Annotated in this window: 22 protein-coding genes; 6 read left to right on the top strand and 16 right to left on the bottom strand. The window is 73.2% G+C overall.

The features are described 5' to 3' along the window. Positions 1 to 72 precede the first annotated feature (72 nt). Positions 73 to 978, top strand: a complete 906-nt coding sequence (locus AB0H62_RS14410) for a phosphatase PAP2 family protein (protein WP_360586330.1) — start codon at positions 73 to 75, stop codon at positions 976 to 978. Positions 979 to 1,051: 73 nt separating this feature from the next. After that, entirely contained in the window at positions 1,052 to 2,443 is a 1,392-nt protein-coding gene (locus tag AB0H62_RS14405; protein WP_360586328.1) for a pyridoxal-dependent decarboxylase, read from the top strand. On the opposite strand, the gene AB0H62_RS14400 is transcribed toward AB0H62_RS14405, so the two are convergent. Together AB0H62_RS14400 and AB0H62_RS14395 are read right to left on the bottom strand one after the other, a co-directional pair. Then, on the bottom strand, positions 2,421 to 3,392 hold the full coding sequence (locus tag AB0H62_RS14400) for a pirin family protein (protein WP_360586326.1): 972 nt from the start codon (positions 3,390 to 3,392) through the stop codon (positions 2,421 to 2,423). The genes AB0H62_RS14405 and AB0H62_RS14400 overlap by 23 nt on opposite strands. Positions 3,393 to 3,516: 124 nt before the next feature. Beyond that, entirely contained in the window at positions 3,517 to 3,972 is a 456-nt protein-coding gene (locus tag AB0H62_RS14395) for a hypothetical protein (RefSeq protein ID WP_220242172.1), read from the bottom strand. A 63-nt stretch (positions 3,973 to 4,035) separates the two neighbouring features. On the opposite strand from AB0H62_RS14395, the gene AB0H62_RS14390 reads away from it, so the two are divergent. Beyond that, positions 4,036 to 4,863, top strand: coding sequence for an alpha/beta hydrolase (locus AB0H62_RS14390; RefSeq protein ID WP_360586325.1), 828 nt, complete (start codon positions 4,036 to 4,038; stop codon positions 4,861 to 4,863). Between the two features lie 23 nt (positions 4,864 to 4,886). Here the strand turns inward: AB0H62_RS14390 and AB0H62_RS14385 are convergent, their stop codons facing one another. The 8 genes from AB0H62_RS14385 to AB0H62_RS14350 all read right to left on the bottom strand — a co-directional run bounded on the left by AB0H62_RS14385 (position 4,887) and on the right by AB0H62_RS14350 (position 11,852). Then, complete coding sequence (locus tag AB0H62_RS14385; protein ID WP_360586323.1) at positions 4,887 to 5,813, bottom strand: Ku protein; 927 nt, start codon at positions 5,811 to 5,813, stop codon at positions 4,887 to 4,889. A gap of 62 nt (positions 5,814 to 5,875) precedes the next feature. Further along, positions 5,876 to 6,295, bottom strand: coding sequence for a DUF6292 family protein (locus tag AB0H62_RS14380; RefSeq protein WP_360586321.1), 420 nt, complete (start codon positions 6,293 to 6,295; stop codon positions 5,876 to 5,878). Positions 6,296 to 6,479: 184 nt separating this feature from the next. After that, positions 6,480 to 6,854, bottom strand: a complete 375-nt coding sequence (locus AB0H62_RS14375) for a response regulator transcription factor (protein ID WP_255638189.1) — start codon at positions 6,852 to 6,854, stop codon at positions 6,480 to 6,482. Further along, entirely contained in the window at positions 6,851 to 8,278 is a 1,428-nt protein-coding gene (locus AB0H62_RS14370; RefSeq protein ID WP_360586318.1) for a PAS domain S-box protein, read from the bottom strand. Before AB0H62_RS14370 ends, AB0H62_RS14375 begins: the two co-directional genes overlap by 4 nt. Before the next feature lie 43 nt (positions 8,279 to 8,321). Further along, the gene (locus AB0H62_RS14365) at positions 8,322 to 8,711 is read right to left on the bottom strand and encodes an ATP-binding protein (protein WP_220242167.1); all 390 of its coding nucleotides are present in this window, start codon (positions 8,709 to 8,711) and stop codon (positions 8,322 to 8,324) included. 71 nt (positions 8,712 to 8,782) lie between these two features. Further along, the gene (locus tag AB0H62_RS14360; RefSeq protein ID WP_360586316.1) at positions 8,783 to 9,433 is read right to left on the bottom strand and encodes a response regulator transcription factor; all 651 of its coding nucleotides are present in this window, start codon (positions 9,431 to 9,433) and stop codon (positions 8,783 to 8,785) included. Between the two features lie 96 nt (positions 9,434 to 9,529). Further along, positions 9,530 to 10,630 carry a glutamate--cysteine ligase gene (locus AB0H62_RS14355; RefSeq protein ID WP_360586314.1) on the bottom strand — a complete coding sequence of 367 codons (1,101 nt, stop codon included), beginning with the start codon at positions 10,628 to 10,630 and terminating at the stop codon, positions 9,530 to 9,532. Between the two features lie 28 nt (positions 10,631 to 10,658). After that, positions 10,659 to 11,852 carry a peptidase dimerization domain-containing protein gene (locus AB0H62_RS14350; RefSeq protein ID WP_360586312.1) on the bottom strand — a complete coding sequence of 398 codons (1,194 nt, stop codon included), beginning with the start codon at positions 11,850 to 11,852 and terminating at the stop codon, positions 10,659 to 10,661. Between the two features lie 129 nt (positions 11,853 to 11,981). Here AB0H62_RS14350 and AB0H62_RS14345 point away from each other — a divergent pair, with 129 nt between their 5' ends. After that, positions 11,982 to 12,923: a hypothetical protein gene (locus AB0H62_RS14345; RefSeq protein WP_360586310.1), complete on the top strand. Its 942-nt coding sequence runs from the start codon at positions 11,982 to 11,984 to the stop codon at positions 12,921 to 12,923. 82 nt (positions 12,924 to 13,005) lie between these two features. Here the strand turns inward: AB0H62_RS14345 and AB0H62_RS14340 are convergent, their stop codons facing one another. From AB0H62_RS14340 to AB0H62_RS14315, 6 genes are all read right to left on the bottom strand, one after another. Then, positions 13,006 to 13,965, bottom strand: a complete 960-nt coding sequence (locus AB0H62_RS14340) for an aromatic acid exporter family protein (protein WP_220242162.1) — start codon at positions 13,963 to 13,965, stop codon at positions 13,006 to 13,008. Positions 13,966 to 14,300: 335 nt separating this feature from the next. Next, the gene (locus tag AB0H62_RS14335; protein ID WP_360586308.1) at positions 14,301 to 15,041 is read right to left on the bottom strand and encodes a TetR/AcrR family transcriptional regulator; all 741 of its coding nucleotides are present in this window, start codon (positions 15,039 to 15,041) and stop codon (positions 14,301 to 14,303) included. A gap of 124 nt (positions 15,042 to 15,165) precedes the next feature. Next, entirely contained in the window at positions 15,166 to 16,659 is a 1,494-nt protein-coding gene (locus AB0H62_RS14330) for a pyruvate, phosphate dikinase (protein ID WP_220242160.1), read from the bottom strand. Further along, on the bottom strand, positions 16,656 to 17,465 hold the full coding sequence (locus AB0H62_RS14325; RefSeq protein WP_360586306.1) for an SDR family oxidoreductase: 810 nt from the start codon (positions 17,463 to 17,465) through the stop codon (positions 16,656 to 16,658). The genes AB0H62_RS14330 and AB0H62_RS14325 overlap by 4 nt, the downstream gene beginning before the upstream one ends. Next, a complete protein-coding gene (locus tag AB0H62_RS14320; protein WP_360586304.1) occupies positions 17,462 to 18,883 on the bottom strand; it encodes an aldehyde dehydrogenase family protein in 1,422 nt (473 codons plus the stop codon). Before AB0H62_RS14320 ends, AB0H62_RS14325 begins: the two co-directional genes overlap by 4 nt. Beyond that, positions 18,876 to 20,093: a cytochrome P450 gene (locus AB0H62_RS14315; RefSeq protein WP_360586302.1), complete on the bottom strand. Its 1,218-nt coding sequence runs from the start codon at positions 20,091 to 20,093 to the stop codon at positions 18,876 to 18,878. Before AB0H62_RS14315 ends, AB0H62_RS14320 begins: the two co-directional genes overlap by 8 nt. A 150-nt stretch (positions 20,094 to 20,243) precedes the next feature. Here AB0H62_RS14315 and AB0H62_RS14310 point away from each other — a divergent pair, with 150 nt between their 5' ends. Both AB0H62_RS14310 and AB0H62_RS14305 read left to right on the top strand, forming a co-directional pair. Beyond that, the gene (locus tag AB0H62_RS14310; protein WP_360586300.1) at positions 20,244 to 21,767 is read left to right on the top strand and encodes an AMP-binding protein; all 1,524 of its coding nucleotides are present in this window, start codon (positions 20,244 to 20,246) and stop codon (positions 21,765 to 21,767) included. Positions 21,768 to 21,770: 3 nt separating this feature from the next. Beyond that, complete coding sequence (locus AB0H62_RS14305; protein ID WP_360586298.1) at positions 21,771 to 22,391, top strand: MarR family transcriptional regulator; 621 nt, start codon at positions 21,771 to 21,773, stop codon at positions 22,389 to 22,391. Positions 22,392 to 22,408 lie beyond the last annotated feature (17 nt).

Raw genomic sequence — 22,408 nt, 5'->3', positions numbered from 1 at the left:
GGGGCGATCTTGTAGCAAAACCATGACACGGCACTGACCCGACCGCTAAATCTCGCGCCGAGACTCGGGTCCATGGCAGTGACGTTCCCCGAGGCACCCCCGATCACCCCGTCCGGCTCCCCGCGCCACGCGATCGAGGCGCGGACACCGTCGCGCACCGTGCTGCTCGTCACGAGCGCGGTGGGCTGCGCGGTCGCGTTCCTCGTGGCGTACCTGCTCTTCGTGCGCACGGCGGCGGGCCAGGAGGCGGAGAACGGCGTGGTGCACAGCGCACAGGCCACCGACCCGTCCACTGTGGACTGGGCGGTGCCGTTGCGCGACGTGGACCTCGTGGTGCTGCTCGGCGCGGTCGCCGTGCTGGTCCTCGCGCTGGCGTTGGTGCGGCGCCGGTTCGCCCTGGGCGTGACGGCGCTGGTGCTGCTCGCGACCCCGCTGGTCGCCGCGCAGCTGCTCAAGATCTACGTGCTCGACCGGCCCGCCACCCTCGATGGTTACGCGGTCGCGAGCCACAACAGCTTCCCGAGCGGGCACGTCAGCGCGGCGACGGCGGTGCTGTTCGCGCTGGCGGTGGTGCTGCCCGCACGGATGCGCACCTGGGTGCTCGCCGTGGGTTCACTCGGCGTCGCCTGGGTCGCCGCGGCGACCGTCGCGCTCGGCTGGCACCGGCTTTCCGACACCGTGGGCGGCTGCCTCCTCGTGGCCGCCGTGGTGTGTGCCGGCGCGGCGGTCGTCTCGGCCCGGCGGCCCGACGGGCGGCGGGTCCCGGTGCCGGCCACGGTGGCGGCGCTGGCGGGCCCGACGGTCGTGGTGCTCGCCGGTTTCGCGGTGCTGGCCTCGGCCACGTCGGAGTCGGCGCAGTTCGTGGCCGCTCTGGTGCTGGCGGGCGTATCGGCCGTGGCGCTGGTGCTGCTGGTCGCCGGTCCGCTGCGGAAGGTGAACTTCGACCCGGGGCGGGCACGGACGCGCCTGAGCCGCTGAGCGGACCAGTTCCGGAGGATTGGCCTGCGACGGGCGTGGCCGCGCGCGGCTAGGGTCGCCGCAGGAGGTGGCTGTGTACTCGAAGCTGGCCGAAGACCTCGACGGCCTGCCCGCGCTGCTCGATGCCGCGCGTGAGCAGGCCGGCGAGCTGCTCGCGGGGGTGGCGGACCGTCCGGTGGCTGTGCCGCCGGGGACGTTCGAGCCCGCCGAGCTGCCGGAGGACGGGGTGGGCGCGCGGGCCGCGCTCGCGGAGTTCGGGCGCCGCTGGGCGCCAGGGTTTGCCGCGAGCGCCGGGCCGCGGTACCTGGGCTTCGTCACGGGTGGCGCGACCCCCGCGGCGGTGGCCGGCGACTGGCTCACGGCCGCGGCGGACCAGAACCCCGTGTCGTCGCTGGATTCCTCGGCTTCGGACCTCGAACGCGAGACGGTCGGCTGGCTCACGAAGCTGTTCGGGCTGGGGTCCGAGTTCAGCGGCGCGTTCGTGTCCGGCGCGACGATGTCCAATGTGGTCGGTCTGGCGATCGGGCGCGAGTGGCTGGGGGAGCGGCTCGGCGTCACGGTCGCCGACGCCGGGGTTGCCGCACTCGGCCCGGTCGAGGTGCTCAGCGGGTCACCGCACTCCAGTGCGCTCAAGGCGATGTCCGTGCTGGGCCTGGGCCGCTCGGCCCTGCGGCCGGTGACCGTGCAGCCCGAGCGGGAGGCCGTGGACGTCGAGGCGCTGGACCGGGAGCTCGCCGAGCTGGGCGGGCGGCCCGCAATTGTGATCGCCAACGCGGGCACGGTGAACACCGTCGACTTCGACGACCTGCGGGCGATCGCGGCGCTCAAGGCGAAGTACCCGTTCTGGCTGCACGTCGACGCCGCGTTCGGCGGGTTCGCCGCGCTCTCGCCCGAGCACGCGGGGCTCGTCGAAGGGCTGGAGCTGGCCGACTCGGTGTGCGTCGACCTGCACAAGTGGCTCAACGTGCCCTACGACTCGGCGATCCAGTTCAGCCGCCGGCTCGACCTGCAGGTGCGCGTGTTCCAGAACTCGGCGGCGTACCTCGGCCACCCGGGCGACAACCCGGACTTCGTGCACCGCACGCCCGAATCGTCACGGCGGCTGCGGGCGCTGGCCGCGTGGTGCACGCTCGCCGCGTACGGCCGGGCCGGGCAGCGGGAGATCGTGGAACGCTGCGTCGCGCACGCCCGGGACCTCGGCGACCGCCTGGCGGAGACGCCGCAGTGGCGGCTGCTCGCGCCGGTGCGGCTCAACGTCGTGTGCTTCACGCTGGCCGAGAATCCGACGCAGGAGCGCATCGACGCCGTGGTGCGCGCCGTCGCCGCCGAGGGCGAGACGTTCGTGACGCCGACGGTCTACGCGGGCGTGCCCGCGCTGCGGGCCGCGTTCAGCAACTGGCGGACCGGGCGCGAGGACGTGGACCGGATCTTCGCGGCGCTCGTCAGGGGTTGCGGCGCGGCTTGATCCGCACGTTGGGCAGGACCGGCGCGGGCAGCCGCGCGGGGTCGCCCGGCACCTCGGGGATGGCGCCGAACTGCGGTAACTGGGCCTGCCAAGCTTCGCGGTACTCCACGATCTCCTCGTGCGTGCGGGCCACGAAGTTCCACCACATCACGATCTCCTCGCCGAACGGCGGCCCGCCGAGCAGCATCACGCGCGCCCGGCCTTCGCCGGTGTTCGCGAGCTCGAGGGTGGCGCGGCCGGTGCCCAGGTAACCGAGGTCGGTGCTGTGCAGGGCCGAACCGGCGAAGGTGACCTCGCCGGTGTCGACGAGCACGCCGTGTTCGTACTCGCGGTCGACGTCGAGCGTCACACGAGCGCCGGGCTCCAGGACCAGCTCCGCGCCGAGCAATGGCGTGAACGTCTTGACCGGTGACGTCTCACCGGCGAGTGTGCCGAGGAAAACGCGCGCGGTGGCGCCGCCGAGGTCGGTGGCGGGCGGGGCGTAGTGCTGGAAGTCGCGCCCGGCGTGGCGGTGGGCGTCGGGCAGCGCGACCCACAGCTGCACGCCGTGCAGCGTGGTGGTCTCCGGCGTCGACACCTCGGAGTGGCAGATGCCGTGGCCGCCGGTCATGAGGTTCAGCTCGCCCGGGCGGATCATCGCGTGGGACCCGAGGCTGTCGCGGTGCTCGATCTCGCCGGCGAACAGCCAGCTCACCGTCTGCAGGCCGGTGTGCGGGTGCGAGCCGACGGACATGCCGCCGGTCGTGCGCGGGTCGTCGGGCCCGTAGTGGTCGGCGAAACACCAGGCGCCGACGAGCGAACGCTTGCGCTGCGGCAGCGTGCGGCGCACCTTCATCGCGCGCGGCCCGCCCAGCGGCACGTCCCGCGCGCCGAGCACTTCGACCCCGCCGTGGCCGGCCGCGTCGTCCCCGCAGTCCAGGACGGGTGGCTCGGTCTCGACGTTGCTCATCCTGGTGCCTCCACTCGCGCGGTCGGTTCACCGAAACCTTAGCGGGAAGGCTTGTGCCGCGTCGTTTCCGAGGCGCTGCAGGTTCAAGCGGTGGGTTCGCGCGGTGGGGGTTCGAGACGGTGGCTCAGTCCGAGGAGTTCGGGGTGGCTTCGTGGCCCGGCAGCCCGGGCGTGCGGCTCTCGCGCTTCACACGGGCCTCGGCGAGGTGGCGGACGCCGCGGGTGAGCTCGCGCACGCGCGTCTCGTGGTCGTGGAACGCCCGGTAGTACGTGGTGTCGTACTCCTCGACGATCTGGAACGTCCAGCGCCCGTGCAGCACATTGCGGCCCAGCAGGTGCTCGGTGAGCCGGTCGGCGTGCGTGGCGTGGCCCGCGTCGCGCAGCATGGTGATGCCGTCGGCGAGCTTGCGGTCCGCGGCGCCGGTGAGCTGGTGGAACTCGTAGAGGTGGCCGCGAGCGATCTCGACGGTCTCCAGCGCCTCGGTGATCTTGCCGACCGCGTCCAGCGTCGCGCGGTCGGGTTCGAGGTGCTCGGCCGCGGTGTCGTCGAGCCGGAGGTCGGGGTGCGCGTCTGAGTCCATACCTCGCGAGGTACCCCGTGAACGCCGTTCCCTCACGCGCGCGGGCCGCTAGAGTCGCGGCGCATGGGGACCTCACACGATCTGACCCTCGCCGGCGACCGCGTGCTGCGCGTGCACGACAGCGGCCGCGGCGACGCCCTCACGGTGGTCTGGCTCCACGGCACGCCGCAGACCGGAGCGCTGCTGGCACCGGTCCTGCAGGCCGCGGACGCCCGCGGGATCCGGGTCGTCTCCTACGGCCGCCCGGGCTACGGCGGGTCGAGCACGGTGCCGGGCCGCACCATCGGGTCCGCGGCCGAGGACGTGCGCCTGGCAGCCGACGCGCTGGGTCTCGGCCGCTTCGCGGTGGTCGGCGCTTCGGGCGGCGGGTCGCACGCGCTGGCGGCCGCCGCGCAGCTGCCGGACCGCGTCACCGCGGCCGTGGCACTGGCCGGGGTCGCGCCGTACACCGAGGACTTCGACTGGTTCGCCGGCATGGCCGACCCGACTTCGCTGCGCGCGGCCCGCGAAGGCCGCGAAGCACGGATGGCCCACGCGCTCACGCACGAGTTCGACCCGGAGAGCTTCGTCGCGACCGACTGGGCGGCGCTGGAAGGCGCGTGGGGACCGCTCGGCGCAGACGCCGGGGAAGCCGGCGGCGCGGGCCACGACGGAGAGGTCGACGACGACGTCGCCTACGCGTCCGGCTGGGGCTTCGAGCTCGCCGACGTGCGCACGCCGGTCCTGCTGGTGCAAGGCGGTGCCGACCGCGTGGTCCCCGCGTCGCACGCACAGCACCTGCTGGCCCACCTGCCCGACGCCCAGCTGTGGCTGCGGCCCCGCGACGGGCACATCTCGGTGCTCAACGCGCTGCCCACCGCGCTCGACTGGCTGCTCGCGCAACCCCGGTAACTCCCGGTGTCCTCCGAGGACGGTCAGGACGCTTCTTCCAGCGCCCGTTCCAGATCCGCGCGCTTCATCTTCGAGCGGCCCTTGATCTCGCGTTCCTTGGCCAGCTCGTCGAGCTCGGCCTTCGTGAGGTCCGCGAGCTGCGGCCCCTTCTCCTTCTTGCCGCGCGGCTTCCCGTTCTTCACGCTGCGCTGCAGGGCCTCGAACAGGTCGACCACCTTCGTCGGCTCCGCGGCTTCGGTGGCCGGCGTGACCTTGTCGCCCTTGCGCTTGGCCTCGATCAGCTCGTGGACGCGGTCGGTGAACGTGTCGCGGTAGTCCTCGGGCCGCCAGTTCTCCGTCAGGGCCTCGATGAGGTCCACGGCCATGTCGAACTCCTTGCCGCGCGCCGGCGCCTTCTCCGGCAGGTCCGGCAGCGACTTCTCCCGGTCCCGCAGGTCCGCGGCGAAGTGCAGCGTGTCGAGCAGCATCACCCCGTCGCCGGCCCGCACGAGCGCCAGGTACTCGCGCCCGCGCAGCACGAACTTGGCCACGCCCGCCTTGTCCGTCTTCGCCATCGCCGCCAGCAGGAGCGAGTACGGCTTGTCGTAGTCGGAGCCCGCGGGTGCGAGCCAGTAGGTGCGGTCGAAGAACATCGGGTCGATGTCGGCGAGGTCGGCGAACGCCTCCACGTCGAGCGACTTGCTGCGCCCGGGGGCGATGTCGTCGAGCTCCTCGGGCTCGACCAGCACGTAGTCGCCGTCGTCGAGCTCGTAGCCCTTCACGATCTCGGCCAGCTCCACCTCGTCGCCGGTGCGCTCGTTCACCCGCCGGTAGCGGATGCGGTCGCTCGTGCCGCGCTCGAACTGGCGGAAGTGCACGGTGTGGTCCTCGATCGCGCTGTAGAGCCGCACCGGCACCGTCACCAGGCCGAGGGTCAGCGAGCCGCTCCAGACGGGCCGTTTCGGTGCCATGACGCGCTCCTTTCCCGACCGGGGACTACCCGCTTTCGCCCACGCCGACGCATCGCCCCGCGTCAGGCCAGGCGTTCCAGCAGCTCGTCGTGCCCACCCGCGCGGCGCAGCTTGCGCGGGTCGGGGCGGCCGAGGGAGTGGTCGGCCGTGCGCAGCGCCCCCAGGAAGCGCTCGACGGCGGCGGGCGCGGCGAGCACGTCGTCACCATCGAGGTAGGCCAGCACGATCAGGTCCTCCCCGCACGAGGCCTCGATCGCCGCCGACCAGCCGTGCACCTCGTCCCACAGCAGCGCCAGGTCCCGGTCGGGGAACCGCTCGAGCCGCCGGTCGAGGGCGACGTAGGCCGAGACGGGCACGTCGAGGTCGACCGTGCAGGACTCCAGTCCTACGCCGACCGCGGCGGCGACCCGGGCGAGGTAGCCGCGCAACGCGCGGTCGAAGCCGTGGTCCACGCCGAGGTCCGCATCCACGAAGCTGCTCACGACGGACACCCTCTCTGTCGCCGGGGAAGGGGATCGCCCAGGGGCGAGCATCGGCTACCCGGTTCCGGGTCGCGTCACACCCCACTTTCGGGTGAATTTCCTGCCACACGGGCGATCCGGCGCAAAGTGGCTCCGATCGGACGCACGCCGGTCCCGGCGACCGGAACCCCTCGTGAGCGCGCGGCTACCGTCCGGCCAGCCGCCGCACCGCCGCGACGATCTCGCGGTTCGGCACACCCTTCGCGAGGTACTCGACGGCGCCCGCGCTCTCCATGGAGGCCATGGACGCGTGGTCGGAGTAGGCGGAGAACGCGAGCACCGCCGTCCCCGGGCAGCGGGCCGCGATCTCACGCGCGGCGTGGGCCCCGCCTCCGCCGGGCATGCGCACGTCGAGCACCGCGACGGCGGGCCGGTGGCGCTCGGCGAGCGTGATCGCGTCTTCGGCGTCGCGCCCGACTCCGACGACCTCGATGTCGGGCTGGTCGTCGAGCACCTCGCGCAGGGCGTCGCGGATCATGTCGTCGTCGTCGCTGATCACGACGCGCAGGGGGCCGGTCACCGCTGCTCGTCCGGGGCACTCGGCAGCCAGAACTCCACGGTCGTCCCTTCACCGGGTTCGCTGGACATCGACCACCAGCCGTGGGCCGACTCGGCGCGTTCACGCATCTCGATCAGCCCGAAGTGGTCGCGGCCGGGGTCGGTACCGGTGACGGCGGTGCCGACCCCGTCGTCGGTCACGCGGAACAGCGTGCCCCTGTCTACTGTGGACAACGAAACCTCCACTCGCGACGCGCGGGCGTGCTTGTGCACGTTGGTGAGCGCTTCCTGGCAGATCCGGTACCCCGTCACGGCGGCTTCCGAGGTGGGCTCGGCCGTGAGGCCTTGGTGCAGCGTGTACGCCAGCCCCCAGCCGGGCAGGATCTCTTCGAGGTGACCGGTGAGCGCGACCACGAGCCCGTGGCGGTCCAGGTCCGGCGGACGCAGCCGGGAGACGAGCGTGCGCAGCCGGCCCACCGCCGCGCGCACCGACTCGTCGAGCGCGTGCACGCCCTCGCGGTGCTCCTCGGGCAGCCGGTCGGCCAGCAGCTGCAACCGCATGCCGACGGCGACCATCGACTGGATCGAATCGTCGTGCACGTCCCACGCGATGCGCCGCCGTTCCACCTCCTGGGCGTCCACGAGGTGCCCGACCAGCCGGCGCCGCTGAACCAGGGCTTGTTCGGCGGTGCGGTGTTCGGTCATGTCGCGGGTGACTTTGCCGAAGCCGCGATGGGTTCCGGTGTCGTCGAACAGGGCGGTGATGACGACGTTGGCCCAGAACCGGGTGCCGTCCTTGCGCAGGCGCCAGCCTTCGTCTTCGAGCCGCCCTTCGGCGAGCGCGGTTTCGAGTTCGCGTTCGGGTTTGCGGGCGGCGATGTCCTCGGCGGGGTAGAACACGGAGAAGTGCCGGCCGATGATCTCGTGGGCGCGGTAGCCCTTGATGCGCTGGGCGCCGGCGTTCCAGCTGATGATGTGGCCGCTCGTGTCGAGCATGAAGATGCCGTAGTCGACCACGTCCTGCACCAGCAGGCGGAAGCGCTCCTCGCTCTCGCGCAGGGCTTGTTCGGCGGCACGGCGTTCGGTCATGTCGCGGGTGACCTTGCCGAAGCCGCGGTGGTTTCCCTCGTCGTCGAACAGGGCGGTGATGACGACGTTGGCCCAGAACCGGGTGCCGTCCTTGCGCAGGCGCCAGCCTTCGTCTTCGAGCCGGCCTTCGGCGAGCGCGGTTTCGAGCTCGCGTTCGGGCTTGCGCGCGGCGATCTCCTCCGGCGGGTAGAACACGGAGAAGTGCTGCCCGATGATCTCCTCGGCCCGGTAGCCCTTGATGCGTTCGGCGCCCGCGTTCCAGCTGACGACGCGGCCGGTCGGGTCGAGCATGAAGATCGCGTAGTCGAGAACGCCGCGCACCAGCATGCCGAGGTCGTCGCCGGCGGGTTCGTCCATGCCCCAACTCTGCCCCATCCACGTCAGCGGAGCAGCTTTTGGCTCACGCGCGAGGAGTGCGGCCCAGTTCACACCAGACGACCTTCCCTCGTGCGCAGGGCGCGACGCCCCACTCGAGTGAGAGCTCCTGCACCAGTCGCAGGCCCCACCCGCCGTCCGGGCCGGGCGGACGGGTCGCGGGCAGCGCCGGGCTTTCGTCGGCGACTTCGAGCCGCACCACGGCGTCGCCGTACTTGAGCCGCAGCACGGGTTTCCCCTCGCCGTGCTGCACGGCGTTGGTGGCCAGCTCGGTCACGATCAGCAGGGCGTCCTCGGCCACGGCGCCGAAACCCCAGCCGGTCAGAGTCGCCCGGGTGAAGTCGCGCGCGAGCGCGAGACCGGCCACCGACTCGGGCAGCGCGCACTCGGCATCGACGGGCGCAGGGACCTCCACGTCGCCACTCTGCGCGAAACGCCCATCGGGTGGCAGACGCAGATCAACACCGCGTCACTGACGCAGGTGCATCAATCGAGCAGGCCCTCACGCCGTGCGAGGGCGACCGCTTCGAGCTTCGAGCGCGCGCCGAGCTTCTCCAGCACGCGCTGCACGTGGTTGCGCGTGGTGTTGCGGGTGACGCCGAGGCGGTCGCCGATCTCCTCCGTGCTGGCGCCTTCCGCGAGCAGCTGCAGCGTCTCGCGCTCGCGCGCGGTCAGCGCCGAGCCGTTGCCGCGGGCCCGGCCGGTGAGCCGGTCGAGCACGCCGGGCAGGAGGGCGGCGTCGAACACGACCTCGCCCTCGGCGACGCGCTGCACGGCCGACTCCAGCTGATCGAGCGGCGCGGACTTGAGCAGCAGCCCCTGGCCGCCGGCCTCGGCCACGCGCGCGGCGACGGCCGCGGTGGCGTCGCCGGTGAGGACGAGGACGCGCGAGCCCAGCGCGGCGAGGTCGCCGATCGCGGCCACGGCGTCGCCGTCGGGCAGACGCCGGTCGAGCACCACGACGTCCGGCCGCAGCCGGGCCGTGTCGGCTGTCGCGGCCTCGCGCGAGCTGGCGCGTCCGACCACGGAAATCGCCGGGGAGCGTTGCAGGGCGAGCTCGAGAGCCTGGGCCACCATGTCGTGGTCCTCGACGAGCAGCACCCGCACCGGGCCGGCGAACCGAGGCTCGACAGGCATGTCGCTGCCTTTCCTCTGGGGCCGGGGACTGGGGCGGGACTTGAAAGCTGAACACTCATCGTAACCGTGTGTGGGCGCGACCACCGTCCGGGCGGGTCAGGCCGTTGCCGGTCTCGGTTCTGCGGCGCCCACGGCGAACTGGTCGACGACGTCGGCGGCGTTCTCCCGCTCGGCGAAGAGCCGGCGCTGGCGGTCGGCTCCGCCGCCGTCGCGAGCGAGCCGCGCGAGGCCTTCGCGGACGAACTCGGTGTCCCCGGCAGAACGGAGCGCGGGCGCGCAGAACTCGGCCAGCCGTTTGAGCACCTCCACCGCAGGCAGCAGGTCGCCGGTGGCCGGGTTGGGGCAATGGCCCATGACGCCTTCGCGGGCGGCGCGCCAGAGCTGGCCGCGCAGCACCTCGTTGGACAGGTGCGGGGGATCGCCGGCGTCGAGCACCGTGGCCACGAGCGCGCGGCACAGCACGGCGAGCAGCGTGGCCTCTTCGGCGGTGGCGGCGACATCGGCGACGCGGAACTCGATCGTCGGCTGCTCCTCCGAGAGGCGCACGTCCCAGTAGACCATCCCGCGGTCGAGGATCGCGCCCGCGCGCAGCCACGCGTCCACGACGCCCTCGTAGTCGGCGTGCGAGGCGAAACGCGGCGGGGGCCCGGCCGAGGGCCAGCGCGCCCATTCCTGGTTGCGCCAGCTGCAGTACTCGGTGTCGATGCCGTCCGCGATCGCCGAGTTGGCCGTGACGGTGAGCAGCGCGGGCAGCCACGGCCGCACGTGCCCGAGCACTCGCGTGCCCGCCTCCGGGTCGGGCACGGCGACGTGGACGTGGCAGCCGCAGGTGAGCGTGGTGCGCGCGGTGGCGCCGAAGTGCGCGGCCATCCGCCGGTAGCGCGGGGTCGCGGTGATGGCCGGGAGCTCACCGGCGGAGACGGGCGGGCTCGCGCAGGGGAGGATCCGCAGCCCGCGCCGGTCGGCCGCGCGGGCGAGCGAGGTGCGCATCGCCCGCAGCTGCTCGCCGGCTTCGTCGCCGGTCACGCAGATGCCGGTCGCGGTCTCGGCCTGCGACTTGGTGAGCTCCTGCTGGAGATCTCCCACGCCGCTGTCGCCGGCCGAGTCCAGCACGGCTTCGGCCGCGTGCACCGGGCGTCCCCGGGCGTCGACGACGAGGAACTCTTCTTCGATCCCGAAGGTGAGCACGTCGGCCATGGTGGTCCTTTCCGAGTCCGTGTCGGGGTCAGCCCGTGCGCTCGGCGCGGGCCTGGTCGGCGAAGCAATCCCACGCCTGGCTCACCAGCGCCGGGTGCGCCAGCAGGTCCACAGTGGTCCTGCCGAGCGCCGCGGCCGCCGCGAGGAGCACCGAACGGGCCCGCGGGGACGCGGCCGCCGCGGCGAACTCCGGCGTGCGCTCGGCGTGGCCGGGGTCGAGGATCGCGACGAAGGGGTGGATCGTGGGCACCTTCAGGCTGACGTCGCCGACGTCGGAGGAGCCGGGGAACACACCCGGGTCCGGCGGCGTCGCGTGGATGCCGCGCGCGGCGAGGTGGCGGGCGAAGTGGGCCGACAGCACGGGGTTGTCGCGGAAGTTCGCGCAGCCGGCGCCGAGCCGGTCGGTTTCGGCTTTCGCGCCCGTGGCCAGGGCCGAGCCCTCGGCGCACGCCGTCACGTCGGACACCAGTTTTTCGAGCGCGGCGGTGGTCGGCGCGGACAGCCCGAACCACGCCTCGGCCAGGTCGGGCACGACGGCGGTGGACTCGCCGCCGCGCGTGATGATGCCCTGCACGTGGAAGCCGGCGGGCAGCCGCGACTGCAGTGCCGCGACGGCGGTGAAGGTCTGCACGAGCGTGGCCACCGCGTCGACACCGCGGCGCGGTACGGCGGTCGGGTGCGCGGCGCGGCCGTGCACGGTCACTCGCACATCGGTACGGGCGGTCAGCGGCGCCCACGTCCAGGAGTGCGTGCCGGGGTGAAAAACCAGTGCCGCGTCGACGTCGTCGAACACCCCGGCGGCGGCGAGGGCGGCCTTGCCCGTGGCCGGTTCCGCGGCGGGGCAGCCGACGACGAGGATCGAGCCGCGTTCGTCGCCGGTGACGGCCCGCGCGGCAAGCGCGGCCCCGAGGCCGGCGGCCGCGACGAGGTTGCGCCCGCTCGCGTGCCCGAGGCCGGGCACCGCGTCGTACTCCAGCAGCAGCGCCACGCACGGCCGGGTTTCGCCGTGGCGCGCGGTGAACGCCGTGGGCAGGTCCGCCACGCCGTGCTCGACGGCGAAGCCCGCCTCGGCCAGCTCGCCGGTCAGCGCGTGGACGGCCTCGTGCTCGGCGTTCGCCGGCTCGGGGTCGACGTGCAGCGCGCGGGCGATCGACCACAGCCTCTCGTCCAGCCGCTCGATCTCCTCGTCGACCCGCTCGTGCCGGGTTTCGTCCGCCTCCATATGCCACAAATACCCACCCGGGTCCGATTCGATACGGGCGGGGTCCGCGAGTGGGTAATTCGACCGTGTGCCCGGCGCGGTCGGTGGGGAATTCTCGACGGGAAAGCAACCGAGTCGGACGGAGCAGGCATGACAGCGGGAAGCTACCGGGTGAGCTCGCCCGAAGTGTCGTCGATCGTGAAAAACGTGGAGAGCCTGGGCTCCTCGGCGTTGTCCTCGACGCGCGACCTCGAGTCACTCGTGATCGACGCGCTCTCGTTCGCCGGGATCGGCAGCGGGGTGGCCGCGGCGAACTCGACGCTGCAGTCGCAGCTGGTCTCCTCGCTCGGCAAGTTTGTGAACCTCATCGGCGAAGTCAGCGGCAAGGTGCAGTCGGCGGTGCAGGGGTACACCGACGCCGACACGGCCGTGGCGCAGGGGCTTGGTGGCGGTACCCAGGCTGCTGCTGGTGGTGGCGCGGCCGCACCGGCTGCCGCACCGGCCGCCGCTCCGACGCAGCTGGACGACCGCGTCGTCGACTCGATCATGCGGTCGGAAGGCGCGACCGGCGAGCAGGGCGGCGTGCCCGAGGTCTACGGCTTCCGCCAGAACATGCACAACGGCTACGACGAGATCATGGCCGCGCGCAACCAGTACGGCATCGGCAGCGCCGAGGAACACGCCGTCGTCGCGCGCCTCATGTCGGCCAACGCCCGCACGGCCGGCGCCCTCGACTTCACCGACCCCGGCACCCAGGCCGCCGTGATGTCCGGCGCGCACATGCGCGGCGGCGGCGGCGTGCGCGCCATCCTCAACCACATGGGCGGCGCCGACATCGTCCGCAGCGCGGGCACCCTCGACCCGGCTGCCGTCCAGCACATCCAGGGCCTCACCCCCGAGCAGTTCCAACAGGACTTCCACGACGCCCGCATCGAGTACGACCGCCAGGTCTACGGCGCCACGACCACCACGCAGGGCGGGCACACCCAGAACTGGTGGGAGCGCTACGGCAACGGCCTCACACAGCGTTACGACCGTGAACAGCAGGAGTTCCTGGGGTTCTCGCAGCCTGCTCAACCGCCGGCACAGTAGGTGTTCGACACCCCACCGACCCCCACCGCGAGATCGCCGGCTCAAAGGCGATCTCGCACGCCCCGGCGGAGCCGGGGCCAAATTACAGCTCGCGCAGGAGGGCGGCGATGCGCCGCAGCGGTCGGCGAGCGACCGCGCCGAGGCGGGTGCCGTCGGTTTCGACGTTGTGCAGGATGGCGGCTTCGGCGGTGGCCAGGGCCGACGGGTCGGGCGTGCCGTTGAGGACGGCGGTCACGGCGTCGGAGAGGGGGCCCGCGACTTCGGACGTGTCGGTCGGTTCGCCGCGGGCGGTGAGTTCAGTGGTGTCCTCGAAGTGGATGCGCACGAGGGTGCCGATGTCGGCGGCGGTGCGGGCGAGGGGCACGAGGGCGGCGAGATGGTCGGTCTCGGTGCGGCGCCACCACGGGTGGGAACGCACGGCTGTCCGCGCCAGGGCGAGCTTTCCGGGCAACGCGCGGGCGCGGGTCTCGATCGCTCGCACCGCTTCTTCACTGGCCGGCGCCCGGATGTTCTGCGCCAGCTCGGCCGCGGTCTCGTGGAGTTCTTTCACGAACGTGCGGGCCGGGTTCGCGGGCAGCAGCAGGGGTGCGAGCACTACGGTGACCCCGGCGCCGACGGCCGTTTCCCACAGGCGCGACACCGCGTAGGAGTCCGGGTCGGTGCTGGCGAACACCAGCAGCGCCGAGACGGCGACCTGGATGTTGAGCGTGCCGCCGATCCGCAGCACGATGCCCACGGCGAGTGCCAGGGCCAGCACGAGTGCGAGCGCCCCGGCGGAGGGCTGGACCACGCGCAGCACGAGGATCCCGATCGACAGCCCGCACACCACGCCGGCCAGGCGCGCCAGGGACACGTTGAACGTCGAATACGGGGCGTCCCGCATGGACACCAGTGGCACGATCACCGCGTACACCGGCGGCTGCCGCGCACCCAGCCACACGCAGATCTGCCACGCCACGGCCGCCGTCACCACGATCCGCAGCGCGAACGGACCGTCCGCGCGCAGCAGCTCGCCCACGCGACGGGTGAGGACTCCGGTCATCGCCCCATCCTCGGGCCGGGCTCCGAATCCGTCCAGCCGGTGGACAGGAGAGCCGCGCGGAGCTTCACCGCTCGCGGCGCTCGCCGGCAGCCGAAAGGCCGGGCCGCTCCCGGCCACCGCCGGGAGCGCACCGCGCGCGGGCGACCTCACCGACCGCGGCGGGCCGGGCCGGGCCGGGTCGGGCCGGGCCGGGTCGGGCAAGTGCCGGGCATGGCATGGCATGGCGAGTTCACCCGCAGTGGCGCAACCCACCCGCGAGATCGCGCCGGCTTCTGGACTGAGCGATTTTCGCGCGGCCCCTGGGCCGCGCGAAAATCGGGAGGGAAGAAGCCGGCTTAAAGCGATCTCGCGCGCCCCGGCGAAGCCGGGGCAGAAGATACAGCCAGAGATCGGTACCAGATCTGGCCGATCACCTCGCCGAGGTCCTGGATGCGCTCGGGGCGCGGGGTGACGGGCAGGAGTCCGATGTGGACGTAGGCCATCTGCTCGATCATCGACCCGAGCGCCTCGGCGTGCAGTTCGTAGTCGGTTTCCTCGATCACGCCGCTCTCGTGCAGCCGTCGCAGCCAGCGTTCGGTGCGGTGCACGAACCCGGAGCGCACCTGCAGCCACAGCTTCAGGAACCCCTCGTTCTCGCTCGCCGCCGCGGCTTCACGCATCACGCGCAGGAGGTGGCGGTTGCGCGCATACGAGTGCAGGTACGCGATGGTCTGCTCCACCAGGTGGTGCTGTTCGTCGCCGGAGCGCGGCGCGGTGGCCGACGCGGCGGCGAGCTCTTCCAGTGCCGGCTGCAGGGCCGCGAGGAAGATGTCGTCGAGGCTGGTGAAGTGGCGGTAGAAGTTGCCCTGCGCGGTGTCGGCCCGGTTGGTGATGTCCGAGACGCGGGTGCGCGTGTAGCCGTACTCGGAGAAACACGCCGTGGCGGCCTGGACGAGCTTGTCCCGGGTCTGCGCGCCGCGTTTGTTGGGGCGCTTGTCCACGGTGTCGGGCTGCAGCGCGGCGATCAGCTCGCGGACGCGCACGCGCGCGGCCTCCGCCCGGTCCTCGCTGGTCGTTTCCTGCGTGCTACTGCTCATCTTCTGCTCACCCAACCGGTCATTCGCGTCCGCCGACCTTACTGTGCCGATCGTTACTAATCCGACCACAGTCACGGCCGAATGGCTTCGCGGCAACGGTTACGTGCCGCGCGGGGGGGTCGGCCTACTTTTTGGCCGGATCAGTACTGTGCACCAGCGCGAGCAGCTCGGGCAGCGCGCCGTCGCCGCCGGTCCGCGCGGCGGCCCACTCCGTGAGCGTCGCCGCGGGTCCGTCGGAGGTCTTCCCCGCTCCGCTCGCCCGGTCGCCGTCGAGCACCGCGCCGGTCGTGCCGTCGACGGTCACGACCCGCCCGCGCAGCGCGTCGAGGGTGCCGTCGCCGCAGCCGACCACGCACGGGATGCCCGCCTCGCGGCACACGAGCGCCGCGTGGGAAGTCGACCCGCCGTGCTCAGTCACGACGGCGACCGCGGCGAACATCGCCGGCACGTCCTCCGGGGAAGTGAACGGCCGCACGAGCACCACCGCGGTCCCCTCGTCGGCGGCGTCCAGCGCTTCGTCAGGGTCGGTCACGACCTGGCCCACGCCGAGGCCGGGTCCCGCGCCGGTGCCGCGGGCCAGCTCGACGCCCTCGGCCGCGCCGGCCGTCTCCAGCAGCTGCGTGGCCTGGGCCGGGGTCACGCGCGTGAGCGCCGTGTCGGTGTCGATCAGGCCTTCGCCGACGAGGTCCACGGCGATGCGCGCCGCCGCGCCGGGCGTGCGTTTGCCGGCCCGGGCCTGCAGCACGTAGAGCGTGCCGGACTCGATCGTGAACTCCACGTCGACCATGTCGCGGTACTCGCGCTCCAGCACCCCGGCCAGGCGAAGCAGCTCACGGTGGTTGCCCGGCTGCGTGCGCGCCAGCTCGTCGAGCCGCGCCGGGGTGCGTTCGCCGGACACGACGTCCTCGCCCTGCGCGCGGGCCAGCCACTCACCGTAGACGCCGGGCTCACCGGTGCCGGGGTCGCGGCTGAACAGCACGCCGGTGCCGGACTCGGCGTCGCGGTTGCCGAACGCCATGGCCTGCACGGTCACGGCCGTGCCGCCGAGATCGGTGATGCCGTGGTGCTCGCGGTAGCTCACCGCGCGCGGCGAGAACCACGAGCGGAACACGGCGCCGATCGCCGCGCGCAGCTGCTCGCGTGGGTCCTCGGGCGGCGGGCCGCCGACGATGCCGGAGTACGAGCGCTCGAACCGCTCCCAGGTGTCGGCTGCCCACGCGGGGTCGCCCGACTGCTCGGCCAGAGCGTCGCGCAGCTCCCGCGTCAGGCCGAGGTTGAGGACGGTGTCCATCATCCCGGGCATGCTGCGGGCGGCGCCGGAGCGCACGGAGACCAGCAGCGGCCAGCCCGGTCCGCCGAAGCGGCGGCCGGTCCGCGCCTCCAGGTGCGCCAGGTGGTCGAGGACCCGCGCCCAGACGTCGTCGGGCAGCGTGCCGCCCGCGTGGTAGGCGGTGCAGACGTCCACGGTGATCGCGAACGCCGGCGGCACCGGCAGGCCGAGCGAACGCATCCGGTTGAGGCTGTGGGCCTTGCCGCCCACGAGGTCGCGGCCCAGCGGGCGCGTGCCGTCGAGGGGGAGCACGGTCTCGGTCGACTCGGGAGGCGCCGTGGTGGTCACCGGGTGGTCCTTTCGGTGCTGGGCTCGGCGGTGCCGGCTAGGGGCGCCGCGGCCAGGTGCGTGCGCGCGGCGGCCAGGCCGCCTTCGACGGGCAGGTCGATGCCGTTGACCCAGGAGGCCGCGGGGCTGAGCAGGAACGCGGCCGCTGCGGCAATTTCGCCGGGTAACCCGTGCCGCCCGACCACCGCGCCCGCGCGGTCGATCGACTCGGCGCCCATCGACTCGCGGAAGTCGGCCAGGATCGGCGTGTCCACGGGGCCGGGGCTCACGCTCACCGCGCGGGCGCGCGGCAGCAGCCGGGCGGCCAGCCGCGCGCTCCACGCGACGAGCGCGGCTTTCGACGTGTCGTAGGCGGCAGCGCCCGACAACGGGTACTCCGCGAGCCAGTCCGCCAGCGCGGCGTCACTGTCCACAGTGCACAGCCGGTCGAGGGCTTCGGCCGGGAGAGTGTTGCGGTGGGCGGCGATGGACGCCACCGTCACCACGGCGCCGCCCTCGGCCAGCCGCGGCAGCAGTGCGTCGGTGAGCACGCGGGTGCCGACCACGTTCACCGCGAGCACCGTGGCGGCGGGCGCGGTGCCGGGCACTCCGGCGACGTTCGCGATGCCGTCCAGCTCGGTGACGCTCGCCGCGACCTCGCGCACGGCGGCGAAGTCGGTGAGGTCCACCCGCAGAGCCCGGTCGACGGGCACGGGGATCTCGGCGCGGTCGACGCCGATCACGGCCACGCCGTCGTCGGTCAGCTGCCGGGCCAGCGCGAGGCCGACGCCGGACGCGGCGCCCGTCACGAGGATCCGGCGCGTCATCGCAGCACCGCCTGCACCGCGGTGAGGTCGGCGATGCCCTCGGCGCCGAGCTCCCGGCCGTAGCCGGAGGACTTCCGGCCGCCGAACGGCACGCCGGGGCGTTCGCGGGTGCGCACGCCGTTGATCTTGACCTGGCCCACGCGCAGCGTCCGCGCGAAGCTCTCGGCCCGGTCGGGGTCGGCCGACCAGACCTCGGCGGACAGGCCGAAGTCGCTGTCGTTCGCGACCGCGGTGGCATCCGCCTCGTCGGTGTAGGACTGCACGACGAGCACGGGACCGAACACCTCCTGGCGCACCAGCGGATGCCGGGCGTCGAGTCCGAAGTAGACGCGCGGGCCGACGAAGAACCCGTGCGAGGGCAGCAGTTGCAGTGGTGGCGTCACCGCGCGGTCGTCGCCGGCGGTGTCGAGCAGGTGGCGCACCCGGTCGCGCTGGCGAGCCGAGGCCAGCGGCCCGAACGTGGTGGCCGGGTCACGCGGGTCGCCGGCGACCACGGCGTCGAGCGCGTCGATGACGAGGGCTTCGACGTCGGCGAGCGTGCTGCGCGGCACCACGATCCGCGTGGTCGCATTGCACGCCTGGCCCGAGTTCACGAGCCCGCTCTTCACCGCCGCCGGAACGGCGCGCGCCAGATCCGCGTCCGGCAGCAGCACCGCGGCCGACTTCCCGCCCAGCTCCAGCGTGGTCGACGCGGTGTGCCCGGCGGCGAGCGCGGCGACCGCCTGCCCGGCCGGGACGCTGCCGGTGAAGGTCACGTGGGCCACGCGCGGATCGGCCACGAGCGCCTCACCGGTGACCGGCCCGGTGCCTTGCACGACCGAGAACACCCCCGGCGGGAAGCCCGCTTCCAGCGCGGCGGCCGCGATGAGGTTCGCGTCGAACGGCGTGGCCTCACTCGGCTTGAGCACTACGGTGTTGCCCGCGGCGAGCGCGGCGCCGACCTTCGCGATGATCTGGTGCGCGGGCATGTTCCACGGCGTGATCGCGCCGACCACGCCGAGCGGCACGCGGTGCAGCTGGGCGCCGTCGATCTTCTCGGTCCAGCCGAATGCCCGCGTGGCCGTGGCGAACGCGCGCAGCACCCGCGGCGGCAGATCGCCCTGGCTCGCCGTCGCGAGCGTGGCGGGCATGCCCATCTCGCGCGTGATCAGCGCCGCCAGCTCGCCCGAGCGAGCTTCCAGCAGGTCGGCCAGCCGGTCGAGCAGGTCCGCACGATCGGCCGGGCCGGTCCGTTCCCACGCCGGGAGCGCCGCCTCCGCCGCAGCGACGGCCTCGGCGGTGAGACCAGGGCCGGCTTCGGCCGTCTCGCCGATGGGCTGCTCGGTGTACGGGTCGACGACGGGGATCGCGGGGCCGTCGGGCGTCCGCCACTCACCGCCGACGAGGCAGGCCGCGCGCCCCAGCCACTGCTCAGCCACGGTCGCTCACCAGCCGCACCGGCAGCCGCTTCACGCCGCGGAAGAAGTTGCTGCGCAAGCGTTCCGGCGGGGCCTGCACGTCCACGCGCAGGCTGCGCTCACGCAGGCGCCGCAGGAACAGCTGCGCCTCCAGCCGCGCGAGGTGCGCGCCGAGGCAGGCGTGCACGCCCCAGCCGAAGCCGAGGTGCTCGTTGGGCGTGCGCTCGGCGCGGAACTCGTCGGGCGCGGCGAACACCGTCTCGTCGCGGTTGCCCGAGGCGAACCACAGCACCACTTTCTGCCCGGCCTGGATCGTGCGGCCGTGCAGCTCGACGTCGCGCGTCGCGGTCCGGCGCATGCACAGCACCGGCGACACCCAGCGCACCATTTCTTCGACCGCACCCGGGATCCGGTCCGCGTCGGCGCGTAGCGCGGCCCACTGATCCGGGAACGCGCCGAACGCGATCATCCCGCCTGTGAGCAGGTTCCGCGTGGTCTCGTTGCCGGCGACCATGAGCAGCAGGTAGTACGCGTCGAGCTGGCCGCGGTTGAGCGGCTCGCCGCCCGGCGCGGCGTGGGCGAGCACGCTCACCAGGTCCTCGGCCGGGGTCGCCCGCCGTTGCGCCTCCAGCTCGTGGAAGTACGAGAAGATCTCGTCGCGCGCCCGGGCGGCGGTCTCCGGGCCCGTGCTGTACTCCGGGTCGTCGGACGCCATCTGGTTGGTCCAGCGCTGCATGTGCGGGCACGCCTCGGGCGGCGCGCCGAGCAGGCGGCCGATCACCAACAGCGGCAGCTGGGCGGCCACCGTATGCACGAAGTCGAACGTGCCGCCCTGGGCCAGCGCGGTGTCGAGCAGTTCGTCGATGACCGTGACGATGTCGCCCTCGAGCGGGCGGACCTTCGCGGGCCGCACGTGCGGCACCACGAGCTTGCGCAGCGCCCCGTGGCGCGGCGGGTCCATGTTGTGGATGCTGGGTTCGCCGTGCCCCTCGGCGCGGCGGTCCGGGATCTGCGTCCCTTCGGCGGAGGAGAAGCTCTCGTGGTCGGCGGCGATGCGCTTGATGTCCGCGTACCGCGTCACCGACCAGAATCCACGGCCGCCGGGTTCGTCGTTCCAGTGCAGCGGATCGTGCTCACGCAGCTCGCGGAACGCCTCGTGGTCGGAGCCCGATGCGAACAGGTCCAGATCCATGAGGTCGACGGCTGTCGCGCCGGACGTCTGTTCGGACACCGCTGTCCCTTCTGTCGCGCCTTGCTGGATTGCGAACGCTCAATCACTACATCACATCGCGTCGGAGAACGGAAGAGCTAAGCAAGAGCGTTGCGGTGGCGCTCGTTCGTGACATAGCATTCACAAACAATCGAGAAGGAGGTCGATGGCGTGTACCCCGCCCCGATTGCGCGCGAGCGGCCCGGTGCCCGGGCGTACGTGATGGCGCCGAGCGGCGAGAGCCTCACCTACGCCGAGCTCGAGGCCCGCTCCAACCAGGTCGCGCACGTGCTGCGCGAGCGGGGGATCGGCCCCGGCGGCACGCTGCTGCTCGTGCTCGAGAACCGGCTGGAGTGGCCGGTGCTCGTCGCCGCGGGCATGCGCTCCGGACTCTACGTGACCCCGGTGAACTGGCACCTGCGCAGCGGCGAGCTCGGCCCGCTGCTCGCGGAGGCGGTGGGCGACGGCGCCTCGTGCGCGATCGTCACCAGCGCCCGCTGCGCCGACGTCGTCGCCGAAGCCCTGCGCGAGGTCGGCAAGCCGGCGCTGCTGCTGTCCGTGGACCCCGGCGGCGAGCCGGAGTTCCTCGGCGACGCCGTGGCCGGTCTGCCCGAGGCGCCGATCGACGGCGAGCTGCTCGGCGCGCGGGTGCTCTACAGCGGTGGCAGCACCGGGCGGCCCAAGGCGTTCCGCCAGCAGCTGCTCGGTGTGCACCCGGCCGACGCGCCCGCCCGCCACGCGGGACTCGCGGCGAAGCTGGAGCTGGCCGCCGACACCGTGTTCCTCTCGCCGGCGCCGAACTACCACGCCGCCCCGTTCACCTTCCAGCTCATCACGCTCTCGCTCGGCGGCACCGTGGTGTGCCTCGACCGCTTCGACGCGGAGGGCTCGCTCGCGGCGATCGCGGCCCACGGCGTGACGCACTCGCAGTGGGTGCCCACGATGCTGCTGCGGCTGCTGCGTCTTTCGCCGGAAGCTCGCTCGCGCCACGACCTGAGCAGCCACCGCGTCGCGTTCACCTCCGGCGCGCCGTGCCCGCCCGAGGTGAAGACGGCGGTGATGGACTGGTGGGGGCCGATCCTGCACGAGTACTACGGCGCGTCCGAGGGCTACGGCCACACCTACGTCGGCCCGCACGATGCGCTGGCGCATCCGGGCACGGTGGGGAAACCGTTGTCCGGCAGCGTGCACGTGACCGACGACGGCGGGCGTGAGGTCCCGGCGGGCACCGTCGGGAAGGTGTGGTTCGCGCCGGGCGGCTCGGCCTACCGCAACGCCGGCGACGCGGGCGCCGACCTGCGCAGCGTCGGTGACCTCGGCAGCCTCGACGAGGACGGGTTCCTCTACCTCGTCGGCCGCGAGGGGCACACGATCATCTCCGGCGGCGTGAACGTCTACCCGACCGAGGTCGAGGACACCCTGCTCACGCACCCCGCGGTGGCCGACGCCGCCGTGATCGGCCTGCCGGACCCCGAGTTCGGCGAGGGCGTCACGGCCGTGGTCGAGCCGGCCGGCGCCGTGAGCGGGGCCGAGTTGATCGAGTACTGCCGCGAGCGGCTGGCCGGGTTCAAGGCGCCCCGCCGCGTGGAGTTCGTGGTGAGCCTGCCCCGGCTGCCGACGGGCAAGCTGAACAAAACCCTGCTGCGTGACCGAATCCTGTCCGGCGACTCCGGTGAAACCGGCGAAGGAGCGTGACCCATGACGACGTCCACCCGAGCGCGGTTCCTCGTGCTCCACGCGTTGCGCGTGAAGGGCCTGGCCCCCGACCCCGTGCTGCAGGCGCTCACGGGCCTGCCCGCGGACGAGGTGGCCGCCGAGGTCGCCGCGCTGGTCGCGGACGGGCTCGCCGTGCGCCGGGAAGGCCGGCTCGCCGGGACCATGCCGACCCCGGCCGGACGGGCCGCGCACCCGGAGCTGCTCGCGGCCGACGTCGCGGACTCCACCGAGGCGCTTTCCGCGGCCTACGAAGCTTTTCTGCCCGTGAACGGCGAGTTCAAGCGCGTGTGCTCGGCCTGGCAGCTGCGCCCGTCCGGCGAGCCGAACGACCACTCCGACGCCGCGTACGACGCCGGAGTGGCCGAGTCGCTGGCGGAGGTGAACGCGAACGTGACCGGCCTGCTCGACGAGCTCACCGCGTCCGCCGGCCGGTTCGGCACCTACCCGGTGCGCCTCGCCGGGGCGCTGCGGCGCGTGCGCGCGGGGGAGACCGCGGCGTTCGCCCGGCCGATGGCCGACTCGTACCACGACATCTGGATGGAACTGCACCAGGACCTCCTGCTCAGCGCGGGCCGGGAACGCTCGGCCGCCGACGAAGGCTGACCTTCTGAACCGCTTCG

The organism is Amycolatopsis sp. NPDC050768 (assembly GCF_040654155.1).
GTDB lineage: Bacteria > Actinomycetota > Actinomycetes > Mycobacteriales > Pseudonocardiaceae > Amycolatopsis.
The sequence above is the reverse complement of the archived record's forward strand: the minus strand, read 5'-3'. Positions and strand labels throughout refer to the sequence as shown.

Bases quoted from the DNA above. Each gene is read 5' to 3' on its own strand.
- AB0H62_RS14410 (WP_360586330.1), top strand. From the start codon at position 73: ATGGCAGTGACGTTCCCCGAGGCACCCCCGATCACCCCGTCCGGCTCC.
- AB0H62_RS14400 (WP_360586326.1), bottom strand. From the start codon at position 3,392: ATGAGCAACGTCGAGACCGAGCCACCCGTCCTGGACTGCGGGGACGAC.
- AB0H62_RS14395 (WP_220242172.1), bottom strand. From the start codon at position 3,972: ATGGACTCAGACGCGCACCCCGACCTCCGGCTCGACGACACCGCGGCC.
- AB0H62_RS14390 (WP_360586325.1), top strand. From the start codon at position 4,036: ATGGGGACCTCACACGATCTGACCCTCGCCGGCGACCGCGTGCTGCGC.
- AB0H62_RS14385 (WP_360586323.1), bottom strand. From the start codon at position 5,813: ATGGCACCGAAACGGCCCGTCTGGAGCGGCTCGCTGACCCTCGGCCTG.
- AB0H62_RS14370 (WP_360586318.1), bottom strand. From the start codon at position 8,278: ATGGACGAACCCGCCGGCGACGACCTCGGCATGCTGGTGCGCGGCGTT.
- AB0H62_RS14360 (WP_360586316.1), bottom strand. From the start codon at position 9,433: ATGCCTGTCGAGCCTCGGTTCGCCGGCCCGGTGCGGGTGCTGCTCGTC.
- AB0H62_RS14355 (WP_360586314.1), bottom strand. From the start codon at position 10,630: ATGGCCGACGTGCTCACCTTCGGGATCGAAGAAGAGTTCCTCGTCGTC.
- AB0H62_RS14350 (WP_360586312.1), bottom strand. From the start codon at position 11,852: ATGGAGGCGGACGAAACCCGGCACGAGCGGGTCGACGAGGAGATCGAG.
- AB0H62_RS14345 (WP_360586310.1), top strand. From the start codon at position 11,982: ATGACAGCGGGAAGCTACCGGGTGAGCTCGCCCGAAGTGTCGTCGATC.
- AB0H62_RS14340 (WP_220242162.1), bottom strand. From the start codon at position 13,965: ATGACCGGAGTCCTCACCCGTCGCGTGGGCGAGCTGCTGCGCGCGGAC.
- AB0H62_RS14335 (WP_360586308.1), bottom strand. From the start codon at position 15,041: ATGAGCAGTAGCACGCAGGAAACGACCAGCGAGGACCGGGCGGAGGCC.
- AB0H62_RS14325 (WP_360586306.1), bottom strand. From the start codon at position 17,465: ATGACGCGCCGGATCCTCGTGACGGGCGCCGCGTCCGGCGTCGGCCTC.
- AB0H62_RS14305 (WP_360586298.1), top strand. From the start codon at position 21,771: ATGACGACGTCCACCCGAGCGCGGTTCCTCGTGCTCCACGCGTTGCGC.